Origin of the sequence: [Scytonema hofmanni] UTEX 2349 (genome assembly GCF_000582685.1) — a bacterium.
GTDB lineage: Bacteria > Cyanobacteriota > Cyanobacteriia > Cyanobacteriales > Nostocaceae > Hassallia > Hassallia hofmanni.
In genome coordinates, this window is record NZ_KK073768.1 from 848525 (window position 1) to 875501 (window position 26977).

The window sequence follows — 26977 nt, forward strand, 5'->3', positions numbered from 1 at the left end:
TACACGGGTTACTCAAGAAACACTTGCCGTATATCAGGAATTAATACCCAAACTATAATTTATTTGAGTTAGTTTCAAATCATGCATATTTGTGACTACATGTCAAATATTCGCAATTGAACTAACGTTACGCTAACTCACCTGTACAAATCTTGTTCAACCTATTAGGACAACAATTGAGATGAGAAAGGGTGTTTTTTAACTTCAAAAGTTTACTTTAAATAATCGCAGTTTTTTATCTAAAATCCTTATTGTAAATGACTTTAAGCATGATGAGCGTAGTAATTTAAATGATGTAGAGAAGAAATTGCCAAGCTAGTTCAGATCCGAAACAATTCATGAGATTTCAACGACACATTTAATTAGAATTAACTAATATTTATTATTTAGTTAACTCAACGTTAATTTGGAAATATTAATATTTAGGCGAGTGAAAAGTTGAAAACACAAATACAACTTCAAAACTAAATACTGATGAAAAAAGCTAAGTTTTCGACTTTACTGATTGGTTTTGCATCTGCTTCTCTACTTACTGTTGCATTTGCTCTGTTGTCTAAGACCGCACCAGCTCAAGTCTCAACAAGTGTGCATTTAACTATGGGTAATCCTAGTGGTGCTGGCACTTCTAACCTCAACAACTATTTATTGAATAAATCGCAATACGCAACATCACATAACTGTGGTAAGAGAATCCCGAACTGGGTTAGCTGGCAGTTGAAGTCATCTTGGCTTGGCAGTGCACCACGACAAGATGACTTCCGTGCAGATACTACGCTACCTTCAGGCTGTTATCGAGTTGTTACCAGTGACTACACTAACAGTGGATTTGACCGGGGACATATGACACCCTCGGCAGACAGAACAAACACCGTTGCGAACAATTCTGCAACATTTTTGATGACAAATATAATTCCACAAGCCCCTGATAACAATCAAGGAGTGTGGGCAAGACTGGAAGACTACGCCAGAACCTTACTGAGCAACAATGATCTATATATTATTTCTGGTGCATACGGCACAGGTGGCACTGGGTCGAATGGATTTAAGAGCGTCATTTCAAGCAATAACATTGTAGTACCAGCAAGAACTTGGAAGATAATTGTGGTTGTGCCTAGAGGCGGAACAGCAAGTAGTGTTAATACTTCTACACGCGTTATTGCTGTTGATATACCTAATGGTCAGGGAGTCCGAAACGCTGACTGGCGCAATTACAGAGTTACTGTTGATTCAATTGAACAAGCAACAGGTTATAACTTCCTATCCCAAGTTTCTAGTTCTGTTCAAAGTGTAATTGAGTCTAGAGTTGATACTCAGTAAAACTCAATCCAATAATTAAAAGTATTTAGCCTGTCTAATAACAGACGTAGCAATGCTACGTCTCTACGTTTTTTCTACCACATGTCTAATGGTATGAAGTTTTAGTGTATTTAAGTTTCCACGACTTTAGTTGCAAGTCCTGCTAAATCCCCTGACTGAATTTTACCAACCACGTAGACATCAATATTTATTTCACCCACACGAAAAACTTGAATATCACTCAGGTTGCTTTCAAGCACCTCTACCAGGTTACGATACTTGCCTACGTTTTCTTTTTGTTGTTCGTCATGCCATTCTTTTTCTTGTGCAAGATTTCTAAAAAGATAAGATAGGTCAACTGTTTCTACTGGTGAGTTCTGTGGATGATTGGTTAATTCTAAAATTTTCTCAGGAGTTAAGGGTTCTTTAACGCCTGACCATAGGAAAGGTTCAAAAGCAAAATCTGACTCACTTGGCATGAGCAAGTCAGTAGAAGCCTCTTTAAGTTTTGCAGTAATCTCATCAGAATTACTCATCTGCTCACTTCTCCAAGTCTAAATGTATTTAGCAATCAACTGACAAAGACCACCATTAAGTATAAGTTGACATGCAACAAAATAGATCATTCCTTCTTTGCCGGGGAGAAATTCGACAAACGTCCCGATAGGTATAATCTGCAAAGGTAAGGCAGTAAGTATTTTTACAGGATTAGCCGCGATCGCCGAAATAACAATTGAGTTCGCCGAAATAACAATTGAGTTCGCCGAAATAACAATTGAGTTCGCCGAAATAACAATTGAGTTCGCCGAAATAACAATTGAGTTCGCCGAAATAACTTTTGAGTTCGCCGAAATAACAATTGAGTTCGCCGAAGCCGGACTTTCAACCCCAAAGTGAGTCAGATCAATTACCAGCGATCGCACAGCCGGACTTTCAACCCCAGGATGAATTAGATCACATTTTTATAGGTTATGAAACAGTAATCGCAGGCGGTACTCAAAAAGTTACACTGCGATCGGGAAAAAGCTATGAAGTCAAGATTCCAGCTAACAGTCCTGAAGGTGCTAAATTACCCTTAAAAGGGTGTGGCTTGCAAGGAAATGATGTTGGTGTAATGACTGGAGGGGCTGCTATTATTGCAGCTGGTGCAGGTTTTGCAGCTTATAAGTTTTTCAAAGGAGATAAGAATGATCCTAAGCGGATTTTGAAGAAGTTGGAGGCTAAACTGTATTCGACTATATCTGAGTTAATGCAAAAAGCTAAAGGCAGTTCTTCCCATTTAATTACTCATGAAATCAAACCCCACGAGTTTTTCAAATGGCAAGGTGGTTACGGTGCATTTACAGTAAGTAACCAATTTATCGATCAAGTAGATGATTACATCCGTAATCAAGCTACCCACTATAACCAAAAATCCCTCATCTCTGACTGGGAAATTATTTAACCATATCTAGCCTGCGTAGGCAGGCTTTGTTCCTGTAGCCGCGAGTTTACTCGTTCGGCTGATTCGACTAATTCGACTGATTCGACTCGTGCGGCTGATTCAACTGGTTCGACTGATTCGACTGATATCATGTCCGGGCAATTAAGCATAATATCCGGAACCCCACCCCGCCAAAGCTGCGCTTTAGCTCCCCTCCCCGCAAGCGGGGAGGGGTTGGGGGTGGGGTTCTTTTATTATGGGTAATTTGGCGGACATGATATGATTCAACTGATTCGACTCGTGCGACTAATTCGACTGATTCGGCTGATTCAACTAATTCTACTCGTGCGACTTGTCCGCTTATTCGGCTAGTTCTCAAAAATTGCTGACGGCGATGCCTACAATAAAGGCATCGCCTTAGAGATTTTAGACCCAAAATCTAAAATCCTAAAGCGCGAATTATTTATTCACTGCTGCTGCTTCTCGTGCCGCAGTTGCTTGATCTGGGTGAATACCCAAGCGTGTAAGATTAATTCTGCCCTTATTATCAATCTCGCGCACTTTCACAATCACTTCATCACCAACTGCCACTTCATCTTCAACTTTGCCAACGCGGTAGTCAGCTAGTTGAGAAATATGGATCATTCCTTCTTTGCCGGGGAGAAATTCGACAAACGCCCCGATAGGTATAATCCGCGTTACTTGCCCGACGTAGACATCACCTTCATGCAGCTTGCGCGTCATACCTTGGACAATGTTGCGTGCTCTCTTCGCTTTATTTTCATCCACCGCAGAAATCGTCACCGTGCCATCATCTTCGATGTCAATCTTAGCACCAGTTTCTTCAGTAATACCCTTAATCGTCTTGCCTCCGGGTCCGATGACCAGACCAATCATGTCTGGATCAATCTTAATAGTCAACAAGCGTGGGGCGTAAGGTGAAGTTTCTGTGCGTGGTTGATCGATGCAAGCGAGCATTTTTTCCAGAATGTGCAATCGAGCCGATTTAGCTTGATTGACGGCTTGGGCGATAACATCCAAAGACAGACCAGAGATTTTCATGTCCATTTGCAAGGCGGTGATTCCAGTATCCGTCCCAGCAACTTTAAAGTCCATGTCGCCCAAAAAGTCTTCAATGCCCTGAATATCGGTAAGGATTCGCACTTGGTCGCCTTCTTTAATCAGACCCATTGCCGCACCGCTGACGGGTTTGGTAATTGGTACGCCAGCATCCATCAAAGCTAAGGTAGAACCGCACACCGAACCCATTGAGGTGGAACCGTTGGAAGAAAGCACTTCCGACACCACCCGAATCACGTAGGGAAAATCTTCTTTTGTTGGTAGCACGGGTAAGAGCGATCGCTCTGCCAAAGCTCCGTGACCAATTTCGCGTCGTCCTGGCGCCCGTAAAGGTTTGGTTTCCCCAACCGAGTAAGGGGGGAAGTTGTAATGATGCAAATAACGCTTTTGTTGATCTGCTTGCATGTCATCATTTAAGTTTTGGGCATCTCCTGGAGTGCCAAGGGTACAAGCAGATAATACCTGGGTTAATCCCCGGTTAAATAAACCGCTGCCGTGGACTCGTCGAGGTAATAAACCAACTTGACAAGAAACAGGACGCACCTCATCGAGTTTGCGACCATCAACGCGAACGTTATCTTCGACGATTTGCCGCCGCATGAACTGTTTGGTAATGTCTTTAAAAGTGTTACCTAGTGCTTTGCTATTTGCGGTTGCAGCTACTCGAATTGCGTCTTCTTCGGGAAGTTCGCCAATTTCTGTTTTAATTTTTTCCTTCACCTCATCCAAAGCAGTATCTCGTTCGGTTTTGGTGAAACTAAATTGTGACAGGATTTTTTTTATTTCATCGTTAGCGCGATCGCGAATAAAATTCTCTAGCGTTAAGTCTGCTTCTGGTGGTTCTTGTTGCACCATTTTCAAACCCAGTTCTGCCATCAAATCTTCTTGCGCTTTAATTAAGTCGCGCACTGCTTCGTAGCCAAAATCAATCGCTTCGATAATGTCTCGTTCTGACAATTGATTTGCCCCAGCCTCTACCATGATCACACCATCCGGTGAGCCTGCGACCACCAAATCCAATTCACTGGCATCAATTTCTGCATAGGTGGGGTTAATTATAAAATCATCTCCCACCAAACCGACCCTGACTGCTGCCATCGGTCCATAAAATGGTATCTGGGCAATCAGGGTAGCAATTGAAGCACCTGTAACCGCCAATACATCGGGTGGTACTTCTTCATCCATTGATAGCGTTACTGCTACAATTTGCAGGTCATCCCGCAACCATGAAGGGAACAAAGGACGCATCGGACGATCAATTAGACGGCTAGTCAGAATTGTTTTCTCTGGGGGACGACCTTCTCGTCTCATTATACCTCCAGGAATTCTACCTGCTGCGTACAGTCTTTCTTCATAATCGACGGTGAGGGGAAGAAAATCAATGCCTTCTCTGCCTGCGGATCGTGTAGCTGTCACTAAAACTGCTGTATCCCCAGATTGTATCAAGACTGACCCACCAGCCTGGGGAGCTAGTAAACCAACCTTCAGTCGAATATCCCGTCCGTCGAAGGATATTGACTTATCAACTTCTGCCATTCAGTTTTTTTTCCTTCTATGCACGCTATTCTCTTTCTGTGGCAATCCTAACATTTATGCACTAGGGCTGGCGCAAGAACCTACATACAAAGATAAACAACTGACCAGGGGAGGGGAAAAGGGGAAAGGAAAAAAGGGGAAAGGAAAAAATTATTTTAAATACGCATAAAAGTTTTTCCTATATGACCCCCAACAAGGGTTTAAAGCCCCCTCGATAAGAGTGTGTGTGCGTGGCTTTTAATTGGGGGGTCACAATCCCCGAATCCAATTTCTTAACCCTTTCCCCTTTCCCCTTTCCCCTTTACCCTTCTTAGTGACGGCAGCACTCTTGTGTTCATCGCTTATCAAATCTTAGAATGTCTCAAACCTTATCGATTGCTACACTCTCATTAAAGGTATATTAGTTTGGAAGCTCAAATTTAACATCATCCCAGGAGTAGCCAATTTCTTGGTTAACCATGATACACCCTTACGTCTAACGGAAACATTTTTTGGTTGTACAATGAAACCATCGTCAGAAACACACGTCTGCATCAACTGGCATTTGCCTGCAAAAAAACGCTTACAAATCCAAATGCATTGTTTTTTCCCACCATCTTCTACTGCCCTAAGGACAAAATTCTTCTCATGGCATTGAGCGGCAAAAAAAGCAAATTAAAGTTAATAAATTGTTTTTTCGGCTTAAATTTAATATCAATTAATAATTAATTATATTAGATAACAAGTTATTTATAGTATTATTTTTGTGGTCGTAAATATTTTGATTGTTATCTATTATTTAATAAAGAAAAATATTGCGAAAGTAAAAAAAGAAAATAAGCAAATAAGAAAGATTTAGTTTAACGAATGGCAATTTTACACGGTAGTTGGTTACTTCAAAATCAGGGTGGTTGTTTATTTGTTTGGGGAGAGACTTGGCGTTCTTTCGATGTGAATTTGTCTTTAGATGCCACCAATATTCCACAACATCCATTTGCGATCAGTGCAATGGAATTAGTGGAATGGTTAAATTCGCGTCAGATGACAATTGCCAAGTTCATACAGCCGCAAGTGGCTTTAAGTAAAACTGGAAAAAACAAGAAACAAGTTGTAAACCATACAGATGATTTGCGTGTATATTCGCAAATAATTTCCTTACCAACTTATATTTCAGAAAGCGGTGAAGAAATAGCGATCGCTCCAAAACATTCTGCCACATTAGGAGAACCAACAGAATCACCACAATACCTGCAACCTTGGCTTGTTGAGGGTTTTTGTCTCAACCCAAGCCAAGCAATGGAATTTCTCACTTCTCTACCCCTGAGTGCTGCGAAGGACGAAGATGCTTTTTTAGGAGGAGATTTGCGCTTTTGGTCGCAAATTGCCCGTTGGAGTTTAGATTTAATCTCGCGAGGGAAATTTTTACCGACAATTCAAAGAGAATCAGATGAAGCGATCGCGGCTAAATGGCAAGCACTAATTGATAGTGCTGTAGATCAAACTCGTCTAGAAAAATTTGCCGCGAAGATGCCTTTGGTTTGCCGCATGTATAAGGAACTGGAGACTGAGAAATCTACCGAATCGTTACTTCGTGTAGACTTTCCAGTAGAAGCTGCTGTATTGCTGTTAGGATTTCTTCACCAAACGATAGATACTCAAATTCGCAAAATGGTCGGTTCCCAACCTGTAATAGAAGCCAGGATAATGGCATCTCTACCACCGGCGGTGAAGTTGTGGCTGCAAGCTTTAAATAGTATATCCCAAACAGTTAACGCCGATACGGTCGGAGTGGAAAGATTAGCAGCGGCGCTGAAAACTTGGACTTTGCCGGTACAATACGAACTAACGGGAAAAACTTTATTTCGCACTTGTTTTGAATTGCGTCCTCCAGAGTTAGGAGAAACAGATTGGCTGTTAGCTTATTTCTTGCAAGCGGCTGACGATCCAGAATTTATAGTAGATGCAGCAACAATTTGGCATAATCCAGTTGAGCAATTAGTTATTCAAAATCGCACAATTGAACAGCCTCAAGAAACTTTATTGCGCGGTTTGGGGTTAGCTTCTCGATTTTACCCGCCAATTGCATTAAGTTTGGAAACGGAAAATCCTCAATCTTGCCGTCTCAATCCAATGCAAGGATATGAGTTTATTAAGTCGGTGGCGTGGCGTTTTGAAGACAGTGGTTTAGGGGTAATATTGCCTGCTAGTTTGGCGAATCGTGGAGATATTGCTAACAAATTAGGTTTAAAAATAACAGCACAAACGGAAAACAAACAAGGGCGTTTGGGTTTGCAAAGTCTGCTAAATTTTGAGTGGCAATTGGCAATTGGTGGACAGACAATTTCTAAGGCACAATTTGATAGATTGGTGGCGTTAAATAGTCCGCTGGTGGAAATTAACGGTGAGTGGGTCGAGTTGCGTCCTCAAGATATTAAAACGGCTCAAGCATTTTTTACATCTCGTAAAGAACAAATGACGCTTTCTTTGGAAGATGCTTTGCGTTTGAGTACTGGGGACACTCAGACAATTGAAAAATTACCGGTAGTTAGTTTTGAAGCATCTGGAGCATTGCAAGAGTTAGTTGGAGCGCTAACAAATAATCAGGCGATCGCACCTTTACCCACACCAGAAAGTTTTCAAGGACAATTACGACCTTATCAAGAACGAGGTGTGGCTTGGCTGGCATTTCTAGAACGTTGGGGTTTAGGTGCATGTCTTGCCGACGATATGGGATTGGGTAAATGCTTGTCTGAAAACACACAGGTATACGTAAATGGAAAATTAATTACAGCACAAGAAATCTGGCAAACCTACGCTGGAAAAACAGAGTTTGACGGTGAAGGATTTTGGGCAGAATCAACAGATGAATTGCTAGTAAATTCTATAGATGAAACTGGCAAAATTTTGCAGGCTCCGATTCAAAAGCTTTATCGGCAGCAAGTGCGCGAGAAGTTGCGAAAAGTCACGTTACAAGATGGCAGCAGTGTTACTATCACCCGTCGTCACAAGTTACTCACAGATAAAGGTTGGACTAATCAATTACAAGTAGGGGATTATGTCTGTGTGCCAGCTAAAATGCTCTGGAACGGGCAACCTGAAGACCCAGATTTGGTCAGGTTACTGGCTTGGCAAATTGCTGAAGGGCATGAGTTATCTAAGGAGGGTGCTGTCACAATATCGCAAAAAGATACCACAATTTTAGAGTATTTACTCCAGACTTTTCAACGTATTGGCAAACGCTATGATATCAAAATTAACAGTCCTAGCATCTATACATTCCCAGGCAGAGTTTCTGGGCTACGAATTAACAGTCAAGCATACAGGAAATTCTTAGAAGCTAAAGGTTATATCTGGGGCAAATTGTCAGCTGAAAAATCGATTCCTTCCTTCATCATGCAAGCAGATTTGGATAGTGTACGTATCTTTTTACAGCACTATTTCGATGCTGAATCTGCTGTTATTCAACGGATGCGGAGTGTCGAAATTAGCACAGCTTCACCGCTACTAATTCAACAGCTATCTGTACTGTTGCGACGTTTTGGAATTTGGTTGCGAATATCACCCAAACAAAAGTGTGCCACTAATGGTAGCGGTATCTACCGGACTTACTATATAGGTATTATCGGTGGAAATAGCGCTCGTAGGTTTTTGGAAGAAATTAAGTTTAGTATTCCAGAAAAACAACGAAAGTTGCAAGAAATTTGTGAACGAGTAAGCAACACAAACGTTGAAGGAATTCCCGCTTCGGAAATCGTTGCCCAAATAGTTGAGGAAACAAAGCTACCATTGCGGCATTTTGGAATGCACAATACTGTCTATATTAATGGAACTCAACAATTTTCTCAAGAGAGTTTGCAGAAAGTATTAGTTGGTATTAACCGCATTATTAGTGGTGTAGCTCAAGAACAGTATCAGCTACGCAAACTTTCCAAATGGACGACTAAAACCTTAGAAGCTTATACTCGTTTAAACGTAGAAAATTTGAGCTTAACCAAACAATCTTTACAACATCTTGTTGACCAAGAAGTTTTTTACTGTCAGATTGAGAGCATCGAGGATATCGATTACGAAGGTTGGGTTTATGATTTTGAAGTTAGCAAACATCATAATTTTGTTGCTAATAATATTATTTGCCATAATACCATCCAATTTATTACATTTCTCTTGCATCTCAAAGAAGAAGAAGCATTAGAAAAACCAACATTACTTGTGTGTCCAACTTCAGTCTTAGGAAACTGGGAACGCGAAGTTAGGAAATTTGCCCCAACCCTGAAAGTTGTACAATATCACGGTGACAAACGTCCTAAAGGGAAAGCGTTTGCAGAAGCCGTGAAAAAGCAAGATTTAGTTGTTACGAGTTACTCACTGGTTTACCGAGATATCAAGTTATTACAAAGCGTTTCTTGGCAAGGAATTGTTTTAGACGAAGCGCAAAATGTGAAAAATTCAGAGGCGAAGCAGTCCCAAGCGGTGCGACAATTAGAAGCAAGTTTTCGTATTGCTTTGACGGGTACACCTGTAGAAAATAGATTGCAAGAATTATGGTCTATTTTAGACTTTCTCAATCCGGGATATTTAGGAACTAAGCAATTTTTTCAGAGACGGTTTGCGATCCCAATTGAAAAGTATGGTGATACGGCTTCTTTGAGACAATTGCGCTCATTAGTGCAGCCATTTATTTTGCGTCGATTGAAAAGCGATCGCGAAATTATTCAAGACTTGCCAGAAAAGCAGGAAATGGCAGTATTTTGTGGTTTAACTCCCGAACAAGGCACACTTTATCAAAAAGTCGTTGATGAGTCTTTAGCTGAGATTGAAACAGCAGAAGGATTGCAACGTCGAGGAAAGATTTTAGCTTTATTGATCAAGTTGAAACAAATCTGCAATCACCCATCGCAATATTTAAAGCAAAATACTTTAGAACAGCATCATTCTGGTAAATTGCAGCGGTTAGAGGAAATGTTAGATGAAGCGATATCAGAAGGCGATCGCGCTTTAATTTTCACACAATTTGCCGAATGGGGCAAGTTACTCAAACCCCATTTAGAAAAGCAGCTAAAGCGAGAAATTTTCTTTTTATACGGTAGCACCTCCAAAAAACAACGCGAGGAAATGATAGACCGTTTTCAACATGACCCTCAAGGACCACCAATAATGATTCTTTCTCTTAAAGCTGGTGGTGTCGGACTGAATTTAACACGAGCAAATCATGTTTTTCACTATGACAGATGGTGGAATCCCGCAGTAGAAAATCAAGCCACAGATAGAGTATTTCGCATTGGTCAAACTCGCAATGTGCAAGTGCATAAATTTGTCTGTACAGGCACTTTAGAAGAAAAAATTCATGACATGATAGAAAGTAAAAAACAACTCGCGGAACAAGTTGTTGGTGCAGGTGAAGAGTGGTTAACAGAAATGGATACAGACCAACTCCGCAACTTACTATTACTTGACCGCAGTGCAATAATAGACGAGGATTCCGAATGAAAAAATGGTTAGTGGATGGTGGTTAGTTGTTAGTGGATGGTGGTTAGTTGTTATTGGTTAGTGGATGGTGGTTAGTAGTTAGTGGATGATCGTTGACTAACAACCAACAACCAACAGCCAACAACTAACAACCAACAACTAACAACCAACAACCAACAACCAACAACCAACAACCAACAACCAACAACTAGCAAAAATGACGAATTTAACATTACAAGCAAGTCGAGAATGGTGGTCACAAAGGTGGCTTGATTTATTAGATTCCTATCGTTTTAAAAAACGTTTGGAACGTGCGAGAACTTATGCTCGTCAGGGAAATGTTCTCAGCATAGAATTTAAAGGTGCAAAGGTATTAGCGAAGGTGCAAGGTAGCGAAGTTGAACCATATAAAGTTTCTCTTTCTCTTGACCCCTTTAGTGATGAAGAGTGGGGTTATGTGATTGAAACAATGTCTAAAAGAGCGATTTTTGCGGCAAAACTTTTAGCGGGAGAAATGCCACAAAATATCGAAGATGTATTTACTAGTAATGGAATGACGCTCTTTCCTTTCACTTTATCAGATGTTCATAGTAAATGCTCTTGTCCTGATAAAGCAAATCCGTGCAAACATGTTGGCGCAATTTACTATCAATTAGGCGATCGCTTTAGTGAAGATCCATTTGTACTGTTTCAATTGCGCGGACGCACTAAAGAGCAAATTATCAGCGATTTACGGCAATTACGCAGCGCTCATAATGACAAGACGCAAATAACACCTTCTCAAATAACGGATCACCAACAATCAACAACTAACACTCAACATTCTGTAAAAATTGACTCTTTCTGGCAATATAATGAGCCGTTAGAGTCTTCTTTAGTAGTAATTGCGCCATCGGGTAGCGAGACAGTTTTAGATGTTTTGGGGTCAATTCCTTTAGCAAAGGAAGAAGAGAATGTAGGAAATTTAACTTCTGCGGATGTAGTAATGAAATATTTGAATACAGTCTATAAAGATGTCAGCCAAAAAGCTGTTTTAGCTGCGATGAATTTAGTAGGAAGTTGAATAAGTTAGGCGCTTTTCTTGCTGAATATCAAATGTCCTTATTTACACCCAGCACAGATTACTTTTAGTTTCATTATTTTGTTAGTAAGATTTATAACCAGTGATTGAATGTTATAAAAGCAGAGTAATTCTCTGCATCTCAACATGGAACTCCAAAGTAGAATAATTTCCGTAGAACTTGCTGATGGTACAAGTGTCAAAGTTGAAGCTACACCGATAGGCGATCGCAAAATAAATTTTCACACCCGACCTTTTAGCGAAGTAACCGACACCATAGAATCTCTGTCTAAGGAAATTGCCGAAGCACTCCACAAAGTTAAGCCAGATAAATTCACTGTAAAATTTGGTATAGAAATAGGCATTGAATCTGGAAAACTCACAGCTTTACTAGTGAAAGGTACATCTACAGCAAATCTGGAAATTACATTGGAATGGGATAATACTAAATTGCATTGAAAAAATGATTAAAGTTACTAATCTCAAAAGTAAGTAGGGCTTGCAAAATCCTATGACCCAAACCCTACCATTACCAGTAACTTTTGAAGAATTTATCGAGTGGTATCCTAACGACGGGGTGCGGTACGAGCTACATAATGGAGTAATTATTAAGATGGCACCCCCAACCGGAGACCATGAAAAAGTTATTGTCCCCTACCTTCTCCCAACTTAACCTCACTGCACAGCAGGTTTTTGATGCGGCTTTGTAAATTGGGTGGGGGTAAAATTTACCCACCCGAACCTGTACCGTCAACAACCCAGAAATCTAGTATAAAATTACTCATTTTTCTCGTAAATAATTAGACTTTACCAGCCAAATTTATCAATTGTTTGAAGTTAACCAGATAAACTACCTGATTAGCGTTGTCAATTTTGATCCAACCTTTTTCATCAAGCTTTTCCATGATTTTGGTGGTTTCTTCCACACTAATTTCTGTAACTTCTGCAAAATCTTTGTAAGGAATATTAAAAATTTCCTTTCCTTTTTCTGATTCTTGACCGTAACTTTCGCCCAAACTGACTAGAGTTTGAGCGAGTTTAACTGCTGGTGGTGAAGACCGCATTTGCAAACGTAAATTAACTTGCCGCAATCGCCGCACCATCAATTGCAGCATTCGGTGATGCAACTGCGGGTCTTTAAACAATATTTGAATAAAGCGCTCTCTGGAAATGCTCAGTAATTTTACAGGCGAAAGAGCAATCACATCGGTTGATCGGGGAGACTCATCCAAAATTGCCATTTCGCCGAAAAAATCACCCTGTCCTAAAATTGCCAAAGCAACAGAATCTTCGTTGCGCGTGCGCCGCACTTTGACCCAACCAGAAACCACGAAGTAAACCGCGTTTCCCCAGGCATCTTCCATTAAAACGGCTCGCCCTGCTGGATATTCGTGTTCAATTGCAACGTTGAGCAGCCATTCTAAAGATTGTGGATTGGCTGTACTCATTAGGGGGAAAGTTTGACTAAAAATCTCAGTCTGCATGAAATATCTGCAAAAAATGGATTTAAGAGCAGAAAATTAGATTTGTTACTATATGTATGTTTTAAAAACCGTAACCTTTAGTAGAATACGGTATCAAAATTTTCTTGATATTCAACCGCAACCTCTCGGTTTATCGGTCTAGGGTTCCATTACAACACAATAACTATCACAGCGGAATCAGCGGTTTTACTGACAGATTTTTATTTGTTCTTTATCGGTGGCTCTGAAGCATCTGTAAGTATTTTGATTTGATTGTCTAAATCATCCAAGAGTTGATTCAGTGCCATAAAAGCTTCTAGTTGTCCGGGGTTGGTGTTGCGATTCAAGACTAGCCGTTGTTGTAGTTCGTGCAATTTATAACTGAGTTGTTGGGAAATTCCGATAGCATCGCGGCTAAGACCTGCTAACTGTTGTTGTTGATAGAATTTTAAGGCGGCTCCCCGGAGTACTTGTAGTGTCGCTTCTTCGCCGTGCCTTCCCGGCATCACTCGCAAGCGTAATAACAAACGGTTTTCTTGATACAAGCATTCTTTCTCTACCTGTTTTGCTTCTGCAAATGTAGTTACAGGCAGGTTTGCTAGTCGCTTTAATTGATTAAGTACTCCCTGAAAAACAGAGAGAGGAAGTTTTTCTAAGACGGATTGCAAGACTCCATTATCACTCCAGAGTATCCTGCCTTCGTAAGGTTGTCTTTCCAAATACAAACGACCAATTCCCCCCGCGAGAAGTCGTCCTAGCAATTCTGTTAGTAATTTCTTAGGTTGTAGTGTTGCTAGCTGTTCAACAGGCAGTAATAGATCCGGAACTGGTATAAGTAATATTGGTAAATTGAAGAGCGATCGCTCCGAGGTACTTTCCTGTGTCTTTTTGTCTGCACTGGCAAAAAGGATACTCGCTTTAGACAAGTTATCAGGGTCTGGCAGAACAGGAGAATCTGCTTGTTGAAAAGTATTTTCGCTTTTTTTTGTCTCAGCTACAGTAGATGTCTCTGGCTCGGTGGCAATGGTAGCTGCGCTATGTTCAATTGCAACATTGGCTACTGCTTGGGATGTATTTTTGTAGTTGAGGTAAGCTGAGAGTATGTTGCGGTGGGTATCGGCAGCGATCGCTACAGTCACCATTGTGCAATTAATATAAGACAAAATCTTACCAGCGTAATCTAGCGCCGCAGTATCTTCTAGATTAACCATGCCCAGTAACAATTTGTTATCTTCTATGGTATATGGCAAAATTTGATGATATAAGCAAGCTTCAAAGGACAAGATACGTTCTATCAGTTCAAATGTTTGCTTCTGTTCGCGCAGCGACTCTTTGGGAGTAGCGGTTAACAGTTGATTAGCAATTACTTCGGTATCACTTGCTTTGCCTTGTGAAGACAACATAGATTTGATTGCTTGATGTTTCCTTATATCGTATTCTGCCTCTAAGTTATTTGGTAGTAAATAAACCTACTTTATCGGGTGATAAAAGTTAAATTAACTACAAATATATAGAAAGTTTATTTGGGCTTGTGCATTGGGCAGCAAGCGCGAATATTGGGTTACTCCTGAGTTCTTAAATTTTGAGCCGCGAGATAGATTTTACTCCATTCGCCCATTACCTGATGAGTTTTGAGTTTTAACTGTTTAGCAATTTCTTCGATGGATTTACCTGCTTTTCGCAGTTCTAATAACTGCCGCTCAATTAAACTCAATTTTGACTGTAATTTGCCAAATTGCTGCGGTGTTAATCCCAAATTGTGTTCGTCTAGAGAAATTTCTAGCCAGTTATCTACTAGTTCGGGTTTGTCTTTGACGGCAAAGACACGTACAGCATGGTAGCTAATTTTTTCTCGCAGTCGGTAAATTTCCTTAATTGGCTTACTCAGTTTTTTGGCGATTTCATCTTGGGATTTGCCTTGCAGATACAGTCGCAACCACTGCACTGCGTCTTCCCCTAAATTTTCTTGAAGATAAGTTTCAAATTCTTGCTTGACTGCATTTCGCAGTACTTGCTGTTCTTCTACTTGTTGTGCTTCAACATATTCGGCGATCGCCTGATTATCGGCTAAGTTAACCCGGTTGTCGTTGTCGTCTGTAAGAATTTCTTCGGAAACTAGTCTAATTAAATCACTACCAGGCACTTGGGTTAAGCCACCACGTTGGGTACGTCGCAAGTAATTTACAAAACGGTAAGCTAGTAACGGTTGATTGCGTACTGGTCGTAGGCAATATTCTTCTATGGTGGCAAACAACAAAGAATTCTGTAGTCTGGCATCCTTTGTAAACTCAGCGATGCAAGCCATTTGCTGTTGCATGTAGTTATCGCTTTGCAGTAACTCTTGGAGTACTTCTTGCAATACGTCCATGACACTGCGTTGGCGATCGCGACTCAGAGAAATCCAAGTTTGGATTTTATTCCGTAATGTCGCTAAACTCCCTAGCCGAGTGATTAAATTGCGATAAGCGCGTTCTCTACCCATTCCTAAGTAGCGCTGGCATAAAATCCGATAGCGATATTCCATCGCTTGTTTGGCGATATCTAACTCTTTAGGATTAAGTAAGTCAAAGCGTTTTGAGTTACTTCCCAAAAGCCAAAGAATAATAGTTTCTCTATTTGCTTGGCTTTGTTCTGGATACTCTGCTGCCAAACGTTGGCGCCAATATAGCGTCAGTTTTTCTGATTCTGAAGCCATAGCGAGATTGCGCTCCTCGAAACCCTGTTTTAAAGTTTGCATCACAACCCCCATTTATTCCACTCAAATTTTTAACTGGCAGTTGCCTTGATTGAATGATGTCTTTGGTGGACATCGAGCGTGATTATTCACTCGAAGCCGTTGTTTCGACTTCTTCTATTATTTAGGTCTGGAATCACTCAAGTTATGCAGTATTTTCCACATTGCTGTTTTTGCTTTTTGTTTGCTATAGCCGCAAATGAACGTCTTTTAGCTATTTTCCTCACCTGGGCAGAAATTTGAAGTTTTGTAAAGTTATATGTTTTATAAAGAGAAAAATGATTTATCAAGAGTATATAAGCATACCGCTTTCAAGAAAGGGGGGTTGGGCAAAGCTGACAAGGGAAGCAGCTTTATAACTGCAAATATGGTTTACGTCAATTTAGACGCTGTTTTAACTATATAAGTTTCTCCAGTTTGGTAGGCGATGGACTTTGTTTTGTTCTTATTTCTAGTCTCAGCTTTTTTGTGACCTTAAATGAGCCACCATGCGATCGCGAAGACTTTTAACATTATTCTGTTTATTCAATGGTCTAGAGGTAGCATAGCAATGGATTGAGCATATTTATACTTCGGGTGTGGAATATTTGTAACGACGGCTGTGAATTATTAGGAAAATGCAAATGGATTTGAATGAACTTGCTTTGGAGGAGTGTCAAATACTTGACAAAGTGCGCGGTATCGAAGGACTAATTGAACAGAAGGAGGCTGAGTTAGAAAGCAGTGGTATATTCGACAACTACCGTCGTGTTTATAACAAATATGTGGAGCTTGCTGTCCAGGGTGATATCGAAGCACTTAAACGAGCATTGTTCCTGTGGTGGTTTGATTTTATAGAGCCATCATTCCTCACTGGATTGCACCAATTGGATGGGTGGGAGGTATTAGAACAGCTTGAAGCCCTTGCATCTACAAACAAGTTAGACAAAGAATTAAAATGGATGCTGCCATACTATTATCTAATAACTGATTATTACTTCGATGCAATACTTGAAAACGAGTTGCCAGCGCTCAGAAAATTTCTAGACGAGAACAAAAATACAAGCTTACCCTGCACAGATTTTCTGAGTGCAAGCTTAGAAGGGCGTGGTCAGATGGCTGACTACTGGCTTAGTATTTTGAGTTAATAAAGGTTCTCCAAAAGCAATAATTTATGTTTATATTTTGATATTTTAGCGCTGAAGCGCTGACTACAATCAGGACACGAAACGTTAAATATTTAGGACTTACGCAGCAATAACGGAAAAACGAACCGCAGAGGACGCAGAGGAAACAGAGGAATAAGGGTTTGAGAGGTATTTTGCGTAAGTCCTGATATTTTCATCGAATATCTTTATAAAATTGCTTCAGGTATTGTGGCGACACACCAACACCCCAAAGAAAGCCGATGTAAAGATATATTGCGGTGGCTTTGAAGAAGCCCCATTTTGCCACACGGCGATCGCTACTTTGGACGATCCGATTCACCAAGCGAATTTTTCCCCGTCGTACTAGCTTGAGGCACAAGTCGGCTTCTTCCATAATTGGGAGGTTGCTATCAAAACCCCCACATTCCCCGAAATCAACGCGACGTGCGAAAATTACTTGATCGCCAAACAATAAGCGCAATCCTTGAAAAAACAAATGTGGGCGAAAAATCAACGGTGCATAGTAAGTTTTTAGCCAGTTGTGCAGTGAAACTCCCCAGCGCGTTGTTTTTTCACCTGTCATCAGGGAAATAAAACCGCCGGCTACAACAGTTTTGTCTGCTAGTGTCTGTTCAATGACTGTTACCAAGTCATCGCTGACCAAAGTATCTGCGTGGAGAAAGCAGAGGATTTCTCCGGTTGCAACTTCTGCACCTTGATTTAATTGGAAAGCGCGTCCGCATTGTTTGGCAGAAATTACTTGTACACCTGCCGTTTCGGCGATGGCGATCGTTTCGTCAGAACTACCACCATCCACAACCAGTACTTCCCAAGCTGGGGGTTCCAGTACACTTAGATGACGCAAGGTGCGTCCCAGGCACTTTGCCTCATTCAAAGTGGGGATGATAATCGAAACATCAGACATATATTAGTTATTGGTTAGTGGTTAGTGGTTAGTAGTTAGTGGTTAGTGGTTAGTGGTTAGTAGTTAGTGGTTAGTAGTTAGTAGTTAGTAAAACAACAATCAACCATCAACCATCAACCATCAACCATCAACTATCAACCATCAACCATCAACCATCAACTAACAAATAACTTTAAGTCAATCTCCTGTTAGCACCAATAATGGGGTTTTCAACAGATTCGCGATACTCTTGGACTTGATCTGTATAGCCTATGGGTAAAACAGCTTCAACGTTTTCATGAGGACGAGCAATAATCACCCAAGATTCCAAAGTACCACCATAAACATTTTCGACCGCATCAACACCAGCAGCCATAGCGGCTTTTACTTCCGAAACATCTCCGCGAATATTGACTGTAAAGCGAGCGCTACCAACTCTGATATAACCGACAAGGGTGACTCGACCGGCTTTTACCATTGCGTCTGCTGCTGCTAGCACAGCAGGGAAACCCTTAGTTTCCAATGCTCCAACTGCCTGTGATGATGACATAATTGATCTCCTGTATAAGTAAACTTATGTGGCGCTACTCAATAATTGCACGAATGTTCGCTACAGATTTTGATAGCGAACTTGATTAGAACATACGGAATGGTTCTGATTTTTCGGTGAAGTGGATGGGCAAGATGCTTTCCACATTCTCCGGAGGGTTGGGAACGATGTAGTGGGTGATTACCTCACCACCGTAAGCTTCCTCTCCGGCAGTGATTCCTGCCGCAACCGCCGTTTTCACCTCAGCTACGTGTCCCCTGACTGCGACTAAGAAGCGACCGCTTTCCGCTAGACCGTAGTATACCAATGTTACGCTGGCTGCTTTCACCATTGCGTCTGCGGCTGCTAACACAGCTGGAAAACCTAAAGTTTCAATTACTCCAACCGCCATCGGCATGGCATCAACTCCTAAGTCAAGGGATGGGCGTTATCAATTGTACGACGTAGTAAGCGCAAAGAGTGCTTTTTACTTAAGTGGATAGCTCTTTGCACTCTTCGGCTGACCATTCCCACATTGAGCCAGCATAGTTTTTCACATTAGTAAAGCCTAAAGAAGCCAAAACGCTGACAAAAAAAGCCGAACGAATACCACCTGTACAATAACTAGCAATGGGAGTATTATATTGAATTCCTATTGCTTGTAGAGGAGCGATAATTTCTTCAGGTGGAAGTAAGTTTCCCTTATTATCTATTAAATCTTTGAAGTAGAAATGCACTGCACCAGGGATATGTCCTCCGCGCTTTTCACCGTAAGGAGTTGCCCCATTATATTCTCGCTTTTCGCGAGTATCAATTACTATTATCTTATTTTCTGCTAGATTCGCTTTAAGTTCATCCCGCTCAATTTCCCATAATGCGGTGCGGTTGACAACAAAATCTCCGATTTCTTGAGGTTGATTTCCTCCAAAAGTAGTGGGAATACCTACTTTTACAAGTGCATTATATCCGCCATCAACGAAAGCTGCGCTGTTATGTCCCAAGGTGCGTAACATCCAAACGATGCGCCCTTCTTCACCAAAGTTATGAGCTGGATTGCCAATTACAATTACAGGTTTGGAATTGAAAATTCCTAATTTACGTAGTTTTTCTTGGAGAAGATTTTCGTCTTTTAGGAGGTTGCCTTGATAAGGTTTTTCCGGTTGCGAAAATTCTTGCCAGGTGACGTGAGTAGCGCCCGGTATATGTCCAAGAAACCATGCTAATTTGTTGCGAGTATCAAGAATTGTTGCACCTTGGGATATTAATTGTTTGGCTTCGTTAGGGCTGAGTATCCATTGTTTCATATGTAGTAATATTAGATTATTTATGATAATTTTTTTAGAAAACGAACCGCAGAAAACGCAGAGTAAGAGAGAAATAGAGATAGCTAATTTAACGCTTTTATTTAGGATTACGATAAAATATATTCATAATATAGAGCAGATTTCAGGTTTAGGAAGTATATACAGCAGATTGCGTTTTTATTGAATACACGTAGAGACGTTCCGGCGGAACGTCTCAGAGCGGGTTTTGGGTTTTATGCATGTACCTCCTAAGGAGTGAAATATGCTGTATATAAAACCCCTCTCCTTGTAGAGACGTAGCAGTGCTACGTCTATTCTGCTGTAGTTTTAAGGATAGAATTGCTATCTTTACTTATACAAGGTAAGCTAAAAATTATGTTTGCTAGTTTTCTTCCTGCGGGGGTTGGGCAATTAAGAGAAGCTGATGCGATCGCACTCGCTCAAAGTATTGAACAGATAGCGATCAGTACTCCCCTGAGTACACAACCTATTACCACAACTTATGTACATAAAGGAAGTGGTGGAACACCGATTTTATTAATTCACGGCTTTGATAGTTCTTTGTTAGAATTTCGTCGCCTTTTGCCATTATTAGCAGAAAACAATGACACTTTTGCCGTAGATTTATTGGGTTTTGGGTTTACAGATAGAGTTTCTCAAATACAGTTTAGCCCCACTGCAATTAAAACTCATCTTTATTCTTTCTGGAAAACTGTAATTAATCAACCTGTAATTTTAGTCGGTGCCTCGATGGGGGGCGCCGCAGCAATTGATTTCACCCTGACTTACCCGGAAGTAGTGCAGAAGCTAGTGTTAATTGATAGTGCTGGTTTGACGGCTGGTTCACCGTTAAGTAAGTTGATGTTTCCCCCGTTGGATTATTTGGCAACTCAGTTTTTACGTAATCCAAAGATACGTCAAAGCATTTCTCGCGCTGCTTACAAAAACAAAAGCCTTGCTTCAAGTGATGCTCAATTGTGTGCAGCTTTGCATTTAGAAATGCCTAGTTGGCATTTAGCTTTGATTGCTTTTACTAAAAGTGGTGGTTACAGTGGTTTTAAACTTAATCAATTATCACAAATTAAACAACCTACGCTGATTTTATGGGGTGATTTTGATCGGATTTTAGGTACTGTGGATGCCGAGAGATTTAACAAGGCAATTCCACATAGTAAACTTATCTGGATTTCAGATTGCGGTCATGTTCCTCACTTAGAACAGCCGCAAATTACGGCACAACATATTTCAGAATTTAGTCATAAGTATTAATATCAAATATTTATACTTCCACTTTGATATGTATTTGCCTTACTAATTTATTCTAGTCAAGTAACCACATTTGAGAAGAACTATCAGCACCTTCATCCGGTTGATTTTGGGCTAAATTTTCTGATGTTCTATGTGATTTTTTGTAGCTCCCGGCTGGTTTAAATTCATGTTGCTCAGGTTCCTGTTGTGGCGGCTTTTCCGATGATGAGTAATATGATTTTTTGTAGTAGCTAGCGGCTGGTTTTAATTGATTTTGCTGAGGTTGGTGTTGCGGTGCTTTTTCTAATGACTGATATGATTTTCTGTAGCTGCTAGCTGGGATGATTTCCTTTTCTTGTTTTACAACAATACTTTCCTTTTCTTTTTTGAGAACATTGCTTTCTTCTATAAGTTGAGAATTAGCTACTGCAAGTTTTAGTGCAGCTTTCTTTGTATCATCAAGCTCTTTTGTCAAACGTTCTACTAATGCTTTTTGTTCGTAAAAAAGCGATTTTTCTTGAGACAAAGCTGACTGCAAATCACTATTTTGTTGCTGTAATTGTTTTTCTCTCTGGCGTGATTGTTCGTCTCTTTCTTGCAACTCTTGGATCATTGCTTCTAAATCAGCCTTGGTTGGACTTGTGTCTGTAGCCGGAGTTTGCTCAGGTGTATCTGTTGACAATTCTTCAGATGATTCGGCATGTTCTATAATTACTTGAGCAGCAACTTCGATTGCAGATTCACCTTCATTTGGTGTAAATTTTTGTGCTTGTTCTTGTAGTACGTCAGCTAGATGTCTGTTAACCATAATTTCCTCCAATCACGCTTTAATTCATCAGCTACGCGGCGGTAATCTGACTCCGCTTCGCGTGCATTATTTCCTCGCCATTGAGTAATCGCCATACCATCCAGCGCTGCTCGTTCGTGTGCTTTGTAAGCACGAATAAAGTTATTACAAACGGGTATTCCTAATTGAAGCAAGGTGTTTTTAGCTTCGTATGCTTCTCCCAAACTCCGTGTATCAACTTTGGTTAGTAACACCCGATGAGGTGTTCCCAAGGGAGTGACGGCTTTTTGAATTGTGTCAATTAGGACAGCTAAATCCATTGCTGCTGGGGGTGTAGGCAAAACCAAATAGTTTGCGATCGCTAATACCGCCCGCAATACTTCAGAGCGTAGTGCCGGAGGCGTATCTATCACTATTAAATCGTAACCTGTTATCTTTCCCAAATTACCTAAAAGTTGAGGATCTGTCTCTTGAGATAGGTCGAACCCCATACCATTGCGACTGCGGTTATACCACCAATTAGCAGAACCTTGAATATCTGCATCAATGAAAAGAACCTTTTTCTCTTGAGCAAAAGTTGCAGCCAGATTGACTGCGGTAGTGGTTTTACCCACGCCACCTTTGCCGTTGAGGATAGCGATGATTTTGACCACTTACTTTTTGCTACTGACGCTACCTTACAAGACTATACCTCTTTGTGTGACATAAAAGTATTGGGCATTGGGAATGGGGCATTGGGCATTGGTAATAATTCTTTTCCTTGCCCTTTCCCTTTTCCCCCTCTTCAATAGGCAACGATAGAATCGAGAAGCCATCAACTTAACAAGTGTATATGACAGCCAAGCAAAGCCTACCTGATGGACCAAAAAAGCCGAGATTTCTGCGACGGATGAAATTGATTTTTCAGCCGTTGGAATACGCTGATAATTTTGCCAAAGCTTATGGTGACACCTTCACTGCTTTGAATACAAGTGATTTTGCCGTTGTCTACTTTAGTCATCCGCAAGCACTACAGGAGATTTTTGCTGCTGATTCTGTGCATTTCGAGAGTGGAAGGGGAAATCGAGGTTTACGATTTTTGCTGGGGGATAATTCTTTGATTCTACTGGATGGCGATCGCCACCACCGCCAACGTCAACTATTAACTCCTCCTTTTCATGGTGATAGAATGCGGGCTTATGGTGAAACTATCTGCCAAATCACCCAGCAAGTAAGCGACGAGTGGAAAATTAACAAGCCTTTTAATATTCGTTCGTCGATGCAAGAAATCACTATGCGCGTCATTTTACGAGTTGTATTTGGTTTAAATGAGGGACAGCGTTTTCAAGAACTTCGTCAGCTACTGACATCCCTGTTGGATTTCATAGGTTCCCCATTTATGTCCACCGTCTTCTTTTTTCCGTTTATCCAAAAAGATTTAGGTGCATGGAGTCCTTGGGGTCGGATGCTACGCTTGATGAAACAAATTGATGAGCTTATTTATGCTCTAATTGAAGAACGAAGAACTGAATCTAACCAAAATCGCCAAGATATCCTCAGTTTGATGATGTCTGCTCGTTATGATGACGGTCTGCCCATGTCAGATGTAGAGCTACGCGATGAGTTAATGACGCTGCTGGTTGCCGGACATGAAACCACTGCTTCGGCATTGACTTGGGCTTTTTACTGGATTGATTATTTACCAGAAGTGCGCGACAAACTATTAAAAGAACTCGCTCCTCTTGGTAACAACCCAGATCCGAGTACTATTACTAAACTACCTTATTTAAATGCAGTTTGCCAAGAAACACTGCGAATTTATCCCATCGTAATGGCTGGTTTTATTCGGATAGTCAAATCCCCAATTGAAATTATGGGCTATCATCTACCAGCAAAAACTATAGTAGTCCCCAGTATCTATTTAGCGCACCAGCGCGAACAAGTTTACCCACAACCAAAGCAGTTCAAACCAGAACGCTTTTTAGAAAGACAATTTTCCCAATATGAGTATTTACCCTTCGGTGGGGGTAGTCGTCGCTGTATTGGTTTGGCTTTTGCTCAGTATGAAATGAAAGTGGTATTGGCAACAATTCTTTCTCAGTTTCAACTATCAAGAGTAAATAAGCGTCCTGTACGTCCTGTGCGTCGTGGTTTGACTTTAGCCGCACCAGGAGGAATGCAGATGATTGCAACCTGACTTTTCACTCTTATGTGGAAAAAAATGAGCGGTTCGCGAATTATATTCGCGAATCTTTGATGATTATGTCTTAGATTTAATTAGGTGGATTAAAGTAAAGTTGAAAGTGCCACGCCAAAAATGGCAAGAACCACAAATTAGGATGGTAGGAATGAATTATAATGAGGATTCTACATTTGTTATTGAATGTTTTATTTTTTGTGGCTGATATCAAATTGGAAGACGAAAAAAAGGGGCGATCGCGTGAAGAGCCAAATTTATCAATAAATCTTCTGCCATTTCAAAAACACTTACCTTGATTTATTACCTTCCCTAATTTCTGGACATTAATACCTGACTTTTGGCAGGATTATGGTTCGCGAACCGCTCTTGCTTTTCGACGTAAGAGCTAAAAGCCATATCATTAATAATTTTAAAGGTTTTTGTCAAGGGCAATTGCACATAATTTTGTAATTTCTTTTAAAGGTTAAAAATTAATTAATTTTTTTAATACTTTATTTTCCTGATGCAAAGCAAAATTCGGGTAAATAAAGTTTAAGTAAATGTAAATACATTTTAAACACACACATGAAATGTCGCTTATTTTTGGCAAGCTTGGCTAGTTTAGTGTTGATGTCTGAGCAAGCAAATGCAGCTAAATTAGAATCCTGGTATTTTGACCAAGCTCAAAATCAGTTGCATATCACAACCGATTCTGGTATACAGCCTAAAGCTTTTTTACTGGACAACCCTAAACGATTAGTCATTGACTTACCTGGAACGACGATTGACACTACAACTAAGCGACAAAGCTTTGGCAAAGCTGTTAAAGAAATTCGCATTGGACAACCTGATGGACAAAGTACTCGATTAGTAATTGAATTAGCACCTGGTTACAATATTTCTCCTCAAGGTCTTTCAATTAAAAGTGATTCGCGATCGCATTGGGTGGTGAATTTTTCATCAATTAATCGTCAGCCAAATGATGTCTCATTTTCGACTGGTGAAAACCGCCAAGATATTGCGATCGCACCAACTGATGCTTCTACGTTTGCGGGAGTTATAAATTTAGGTCAAGAAATACCAGCTTTAAATTCGCAAATTAAAGCATTGATGAATCGTTATCGTTATTTAAATCCGGGAATGTTTTTCTTAGATTTACAAACAGGTAACTATGTAGATATTAATGGTGAAAAGATATTTTCAGCAGCTAGTACTATCAAGTTTCCGGTTTTGGTAGCTTTATTTGAAGAAATAGACGCAGGTAGAATTAAGCTGAATGAAAAACTGGTGATGCGCCGTGGCTTGATTGCAAATGAAGCTGGAACAATGCAATTCAAACCCGTAGGTACAAAATTCAGCGTTTTGCAAACTGTCACTAATATGATGGTTACTAGCGACAATACGGCGACTAATATGATTATCGACCGTTTGGGCGGAGAAACTAAACTAAATCAACGCTTTCGGAATTGGGGTTTGCAAAATACAGTAATTCGTAATAATCTTCCCGATATTGGTGGCACGAATACAACTAGCCCTAAAGATTTGGTAAGACTGTCAGCGTTACTTACTAACAATCGTTTGCTATCACCACAAAGCCGCAATCAAGTTTTAGCAATCATGCGCCGCAATCACAATAGATCGTTACTTCCTGCTGGCATAGATAAAAAAGCTGTAATTGCTCATAAAACTGGTACACTCAGATTTATCTTGGGCGATGCTGGCATAATTCAAATGCCAAACGGTAAAAGCTATTTAGCGGGTATTTTGGTACGCAGACCTAACCACGATGATCGAGCAATGTACTTTATTCGTCAAGTGTCAAGAGCGGTTTATAACTATTTGGGCGAGTCAAAAGTTGGCAATGTTCCTGTTAGTCAATCTGGCTTGGTAAATCGCTGATGTGAAAGTATTTGTAGTGGGCACTTCAGTGCCCTTAATAAGCGTTGAAACGCTTACTACGGTAATAAACAGCGTTCTATGGTGGCGACTACTGATTGAGATAGTGTTTTAAAATCATAGCCACCTTCTAAGCCAAAAAGAATTTTCCGAGTTAATTTTAAACAATAATCGGTGAACAAACCATAATCTTTTGGTTGTAAATTAATCATTGCTAAAGGATCGTCAGCATTACCATCATAACCAGCACTGACTATTAGTAAATCTGGCTGAAAGTTAGATAAAAAGGGAATTATTTTGTTTTCAAATAATGGCTGATATACTGCCACATCGCTACCAGGTGGCACGGGTAAGTTTAAGACGTTATTATGAAAACCGCGTTCTGTGGCTCTGCCAGTACCCGGATAACAGGGGTATTGATGTAAAGAACAGTAAGCAATCTGCTCGTTGCTTTCAACGATCGCCTGTGTACCGTTACCATGATGCACATCCCAATCGAGAATAGCGACACGTTGAATTTGCGGTTTTTGTAAAGCGTAAAAAGCGGCGATCGCTGCATTAGAAAATAAGCAAAATCCCATCCCCGTATCACTTTCGGCGTGGTGTCCTGGTGGACGTGATAGCACAAAAGCGGGATTTTGATTTGCTAGCACAGCATTAATTCCATCTAACCATGCACTCGCTGCCAATAACGCTACATCATAACTGCGCGGGGAAATTGGCGTATCTCCATCCAAATAACCACCACCGGTTGCAGCGATTTCTTGAACTTTTTGAATGTAGCGATCGCTGTGTGCTTGTTGCAGAACAGACATCAGATTGACCGCTTCAGATGTTGGTGTAGGCGATCGCCATTCAATTTGTTCTGCAAATGCTGCTGCTTTGATAGCAGAGGCGATCGCAGTTAATCTTTCTGGCTTCTCTGGATGAAAATATCCAGTTTTGTGTTCCAAAAACTCGTCAGAATAAATAACTGGGAACATAGCG

The 26977-nt window shown here is 40.6% G+C and carries 23 protein-coding genes and 2 pseudogenes; 12 read left to right on the forward strand and 13 right to left on the reverse strand.

Annotation, left to right across the window (positions count from 1 at the left end):
- Window positions 1-474 precede the first annotated feature (474 nt).
- The gene (locus TOL9009_RS0108760) at window positions 475-1317 is read left to right on the forward strand and encodes a DNA/RNA non-specific endonuclease (protein WP_029632469.1); all 843 of its coding nucleotides are present in this window, start codon (window positions 475-477) and stop codon (window positions 1315-1317) included.
- 110 nt (window positions 1318-1427) lie between these two features.
- On the opposite strand, the gene TOL9009_RS0108765 is transcribed toward TOL9009_RS0108760, so the two are convergent.
- Window positions 1428-1832, reverse strand: a complete 405-nt coding sequence (locus TOL9009_RS0108765; protein WP_029632470.1) for a nuclease A inhibitor family protein — start codon at window positions 1830-1832, stop codon at window positions 1428-1430.
- A 97-nt stretch (window positions 1833-1929) separates the two neighbouring features.
- Here TOL9009_RS0108765 and TOL9009_RS38625 point away from each other — a divergent pair, with 97 nt between their 5' ends.
- Window positions 1930-2193 (forward strand): hypothetical protein, encoded by a 264-nt coding sequence (locus TOL9009_RS38625; protein WP_038296254.1) that lies wholly within the window; start codon window positions 1930-1932, stop codon window positions 2191-2193.
- Between the two features lie 337 nt (window positions 2194-2530).
- Window positions 2531-2740 (forward strand): annotated as a pseudogene (locus tag TOL9009_RS50870) (transposase); the annotation flags it as partial.
- On the opposite strand, the gene TOL9009_RS47055 reads toward TOL9009_RS50870, so the two are convergent.
- On the reverse strand, window positions 2737-2889 hold the full coding sequence (locus TOL9009_RS47055) for a hypothetical protein (protein WP_186227511.1): 153 nt from the start codon (window positions 2887-2889) through the stop codon (window positions 2737-2739). The pseudogene TOL9009_RS50870 and the gene TOL9009_RS47055 overlap by 4 nt on opposite strands.
- A gap of 289 nt (window positions 2890-3178) precedes the next feature.
- On the reverse strand, window positions 3179-5335 hold the full coding sequence (locus tag TOL9009_RS0108780; protein ID WP_029632471.1) for a polyribonucleotide nucleotidyltransferase: 2157 nt from the start codon (window positions 5333-5335) through the stop codon (window positions 3179-3181).
- Window positions 5336-6181: 846 nt separating this feature from the next.
- Here TOL9009_RS0108780 and TOL9009_RS0108785 point away from each other — a divergent pair.
- The 4 genes and pseudogenes from TOL9009_RS0108785 to TOL9009_RS43245 form a co-directional block, all read left to right on the forward strand.
- On the forward strand, window positions 6182-10801 hold the full coding sequence (locus tag TOL9009_RS0108785; protein WP_029632472.1) for an SNF2-related protein: 4620 nt from the start codon (window positions 6182-6184) through the stop codon (window positions 10799-10801).
- A gap of 196 nt (window positions 10802-10997) precedes the next feature.
- The gene (locus tag TOL9009_RS0108790) at window positions 10998-11843 is read left to right on the forward strand and encodes an SWIM zinc finger family protein (protein WP_029632473.1); all 846 of its coding nucleotides are present in this window, start codon (window positions 10998-11000) and stop codon (window positions 11841-11843) included.
- Window positions 11844-11987: 144 nt separating this feature from the next.
- Window positions 11988-12299: a CU044_2847 family protein gene (locus tag TOL9009_RS0108795; protein WP_029632474.1), complete on the forward strand. Its 312-nt coding sequence runs from the start codon at window positions 11988-11990 to the stop codon at window positions 12297-12299.
- A gap of 52 nt (window positions 12300-12351) precedes the next feature.
- Window positions 12352-12489: pseudogene (locus TOL9009_RS43245) on the forward strand (Uma2 family endonuclease); the annotation flags it as partial.
- 151 nt (window positions 12490-12640) lie between these two features.
- Here the strand turns inward: TOL9009_RS43245 and TOL9009_RS0108805 are convergent.
- The 3 genes from TOL9009_RS0108805 to TOL9009_RS0108815 all read right to left on the reverse strand — a co-directional run bounded on the left by TOL9009_RS0108805 (window position 12641) and on the right by TOL9009_RS0108815 (window position 16052).
- Complete coding sequence (locus TOL9009_RS0108805; RefSeq protein ID WP_029632475.1) at window positions 12641-13324, reverse strand: Crp/Fnr family transcriptional regulator; 684 nt, start codon at window positions 13322-13324, stop codon at window positions 12641-12643.
- A gap of 200 nt (window positions 13325-13524) precedes the next feature.
- Entirely contained in the window at window positions 13525-14706 is a 1182-nt protein-coding gene (locus TOL9009_RS0108810; RefSeq protein WP_029632476.1) for a hypothetical protein, read from the reverse strand.
- Between the two features lie 158 nt (window positions 14707-14864).
- Entirely contained in the window at window positions 14865-16052 is a 1188-nt protein-coding gene (locus tag TOL9009_RS0108815; protein ID WP_029632477.1) for a HetZ-related protein 2, read from the reverse strand.
- Between the two features lie 608 nt (window positions 16053-16660).
- On the opposite strand from TOL9009_RS0108815, the gene TOL9009_RS0108825 reads away from it, so the two are divergent.
- A complete protein-coding gene (locus TOL9009_RS0108825) occupies window positions 16661-17164 on the forward strand; it encodes a hypothetical protein (protein WP_029632478.1) in 504 nt (167 codons plus the stop codon).
- A gap of 193 nt (window positions 17165-17357) precedes the next feature.
- On the opposite strand, the gene TOL9009_RS0108830 is transcribed toward TOL9009_RS0108825, so the two are convergent.
- The 4 genes from TOL9009_RS0108830 to TOL9009_RS38635 all read right to left on the reverse strand — a co-directional run bounded on the left by TOL9009_RS0108830 (window position 17358) and on the right by TOL9009_RS38635 (window position 19901).
- On the reverse strand, window positions 17358-18089 hold the full coding sequence (locus TOL9009_RS0108830; RefSeq protein ID WP_029632479.1) for a TIGR04283 family arsenosugar biosynthesis glycosyltransferase: 732 nt from the start codon (window positions 18087-18089) through the stop codon (window positions 17358-17360).
- Between the two features lie 172 nt (window positions 18090-18261).
- On the reverse strand, window positions 18262-18618 hold the full coding sequence (locus tag TOL9009_RS0108835) for a carbon dioxide-concentrating mechanism protein CcmK (protein ID WP_029632480.1): 357 nt from the start codon (window positions 18616-18618) through the stop codon (window positions 18262-18264).
- Window positions 18619-18703: 85 nt separating this feature from the next.
- Window positions 18704-19015: a carbon dioxide-concentrating mechanism protein CcmK gene (locus tag TOL9009_RS0108840; protein ID WP_029632481.1), complete on the reverse strand. Its 312-nt coding sequence runs from the start codon at window positions 19013-19015 to the stop codon at window positions 18704-18706.
- Window positions 19016-19088: 73 nt separating this feature from the next.
- Window positions 19089-19901 (reverse strand): sulfurtransferase, encoded by an 813-nt coding sequence (locus tag TOL9009_RS38635; RefSeq protein ID WP_038296257.1) that lies wholly within the window; start codon window positions 19899-19901, stop codon window positions 19089-19091.
- Window positions 19902-20276: 375 nt separating this feature from the next.
- Here TOL9009_RS38635 and TOL9009_RS0108850 point away from each other — a divergent pair, with 375 nt between their 5' ends.
- Window positions 20277-21170 (forward strand): alpha/beta fold hydrolase, encoded by an 894-nt coding sequence (locus TOL9009_RS0108850; protein ID WP_029632482.1) that lies wholly within the window; start codon window positions 20277-20279, stop codon window positions 21168-21170.
- A gap of 52 nt (window positions 21171-21222) precedes the next feature.
- Here the strand turns inward: TOL9009_RS0108850 and TOL9009_RS0108855 are convergent, their stop codons facing one another.
- Together TOL9009_RS0108855 and TOL9009_RS0108860 are read right to left on the reverse strand one after the other, a co-directional pair.
- Window positions 21223-21957 (reverse strand): hypothetical protein, encoded by a 735-nt coding sequence (locus TOL9009_RS0108855; RefSeq protein ID WP_029632483.1) that lies wholly within the window; start codon window positions 21955-21957, stop codon window positions 21223-21225.
- Complete coding sequence (locus TOL9009_RS0108860) at window positions 21939-22589, reverse strand: ParA family protein (protein WP_029632484.1); 651 nt, start codon at window positions 22587-22589, stop codon at window positions 21939-21941. Before TOL9009_RS0108860 ends, TOL9009_RS0108855 begins: the two co-directional genes overlap by 19 nt.
- A 179-nt stretch (window positions 22590-22768) precedes the next feature.
- Between TOL9009_RS0108860 and TOL9009_RS38640 the strand changes: the two genes are divergently transcribed.
- The 3 genes from TOL9009_RS38640 (at window position 22769) to TOL9009_RS0108875 (ending at window position 25993) form a co-directional block, all read left to right on the forward strand.
- A complete protein-coding gene (locus TOL9009_RS38640; protein ID WP_038296258.1) occupies window positions 22769-24112 on the forward strand; it encodes a cytochrome P450 in 1344 nt (447 codons plus the stop codon).
- Between the two features lie 161 nt (window positions 24113-24273).
- Window positions 24274-24411 carry a hypothetical protein gene (locus tag TOL9009_RS47060; RefSeq protein WP_186227512.1) on the forward strand — a complete coding sequence of 46 codons (138 nt, stop codon included), beginning with the start codon at window positions 24274-24276 and terminating at the stop codon, window positions 24409-24411.
- Between the two features lie 268 nt (window positions 24412-24679).
- Window positions 24680-25993, forward strand: a complete 1314-nt coding sequence (locus TOL9009_RS0108875) for a serine hydrolase (RefSeq protein ID WP_029632485.1) — start codon at window positions 24680-24682, stop codon at window positions 25991-25993.
- Window positions 25994-26049: 56 nt separating this feature from the next.
- Here the strand turns inward: TOL9009_RS0108875 and TOL9009_RS0108880 are convergent, their stop codons facing one another.
- Entirely contained in the window at window positions 26050-26973 is a 924-nt protein-coding gene (locus TOL9009_RS0108880; protein WP_029632486.1) for a histone deacetylase family protein, read from the reverse strand.
- Between the last annotated feature and the right edge of the window lie 4 nt (window positions 26974-26977).

Excerpts from the sequence above, each read along its gene's own strand:
- TOL9009_RS0108785 (WP_029632472.1), top strand. The coding sequence starts at position 6,182 with ATGGCAATTTTACACGGTAGTTGGTTACTTCAAAATCAGGGTGGTTGT.
- TOL9009_RS0108830 (WP_029632479.1), bottom strand. The coding sequence starts at position 18,089 with ATGTCTGATGTTTCGATTATCATCCCCACTTTGAATGAGGCAAAGTGC.
- TOL9009_RS0108850 (WP_029632482.1), top strand. The coding sequence starts at position 20,277 with ATGTTTGCTAGTTTTCTTCCTGCGGGGGTTGGGCAATTAAGAGAAGCT.
- TOL9009_RS0108825 (WP_029632478.1), top strand. The coding sequence starts at position 16,661 with ATGGATTTGAATGAACTTGCTTTGGAGGAGTGTCAAATACTTGACAAA.
- TOL9009_RS0108840 (WP_029632481.1), bottom strand. The coding sequence starts at position 19,015 with ATGCCGATGGCGGTTGGAGTAATTGAAACTTTAGGTTTTCCAGCTGTG.
- TOL9009_RS47055 (WP_186227511.1), bottom strand. The coding sequence starts at position 2,889 with ATGCTTAATTGCCCGGACATGATATCAGTCGAATCAGTCGAACCAGTT.
- TOL9009_RS47060 (WP_186227512.1), top strand. The coding sequence starts at position 24,274 with ATGAGGATTCTACATTTGTTATTGAATGTTTTATTTTTTGTGGCTGAT.
- TOL9009_RS0108875 (WP_029632485.1), top strand. The coding sequence starts at position 24,680 with ATGAAATGTCGCTTATTTTTGGCAAGCTTGGCTAGTTTAGTGTTGATG.
- TOL9009_RS0108805 (WP_029632475.1), bottom strand. The coding sequence starts at position 13,324 with ATGCAGACTGAGATTTTTAGTCAAACTTTCCCCCTAATGAGTACAGCC.
- TOL9009_RS0108810 (WP_029632476.1), bottom strand. The coding sequence starts at position 14,706 with ATGTTGTCTTCACAAGGCAAAGCAAGTGATACCGAAGTAATTGCTAAT.
- TOL9009_RS38635 (WP_038296257.1), bottom strand. The coding sequence starts at position 19,901 with ATGAAACAATGGATACTCAGCCCTAACGAAGCCAAACAATTAATATCC.
- TOL9009_RS0108760 (WP_029632469.1), top strand. The coding sequence starts at position 475 with ATGAAAAAAGCTAAGTTTTCGACTTTACTGATTGGTTTTGCATCTGCT.
- TOL9009_RS0108835 (WP_029632480.1), bottom strand. The coding sequence starts at position 18,618 with ATGTCATCATCACAGGCAGTTGGAGCATTGGAAACTAAGGGTTTCCCT.
- TOL9009_RS0108855 (WP_029632483.1), bottom strand. The coding sequence starts at position 21,957 with ATGGTTAACAGACATCTAGCTGACGTACTACAAGAACAAGCACAAAAA.
- TOL9009_RS0108790 (WP_029632473.1), top strand. The coding sequence starts at position 10,998 with ATGACGAATTTAACATTACAAGCAAGTCGAGAATGGTGGTCACAAAGG.
- TOL9009_RS0108815 (WP_029632477.1), bottom strand. The coding sequence starts at position 16,052 with ATGGGGGTTGTGATGCAAACTTTAAAACAGGGTTTCGAGGAGCGCAAT.
- TOL9009_RS38640 (WP_038296258.1), top strand. The coding sequence starts at position 22,769 with ATGACAGCCAAGCAAAGCCTACCTGATGGACCAAAAAAGCCGAGATTT.
- TOL9009_RS0108795 (WP_029632474.1), top strand. The coding sequence starts at position 11,988 with ATGGAACTCCAAAGTAGAATAATTTCCGTAGAACTTGCTGATGGTACA.
- TOL9009_RS0108780 (WP_029632471.1), bottom strand. The coding sequence starts at position 5,335 with ATGGCAGAAGTTGATAAGTCAATATCCTTCGACGGACGGGATATTCGA.
- TOL9009_RS0108880 (WP_029632486.1), bottom strand. The coding sequence starts at position 26,973 with ATGTTCCCAGTTATTTATTCTGACGAGTTTTTGGAACACAAAACTGGA.
- TOL9009_RS0108765 (WP_029632470.1), bottom strand. The coding sequence starts at position 1,832 with ATGAGTAATTCTGATGAGATTACTGCAAAACTTAAAGAGGCTTCTACT.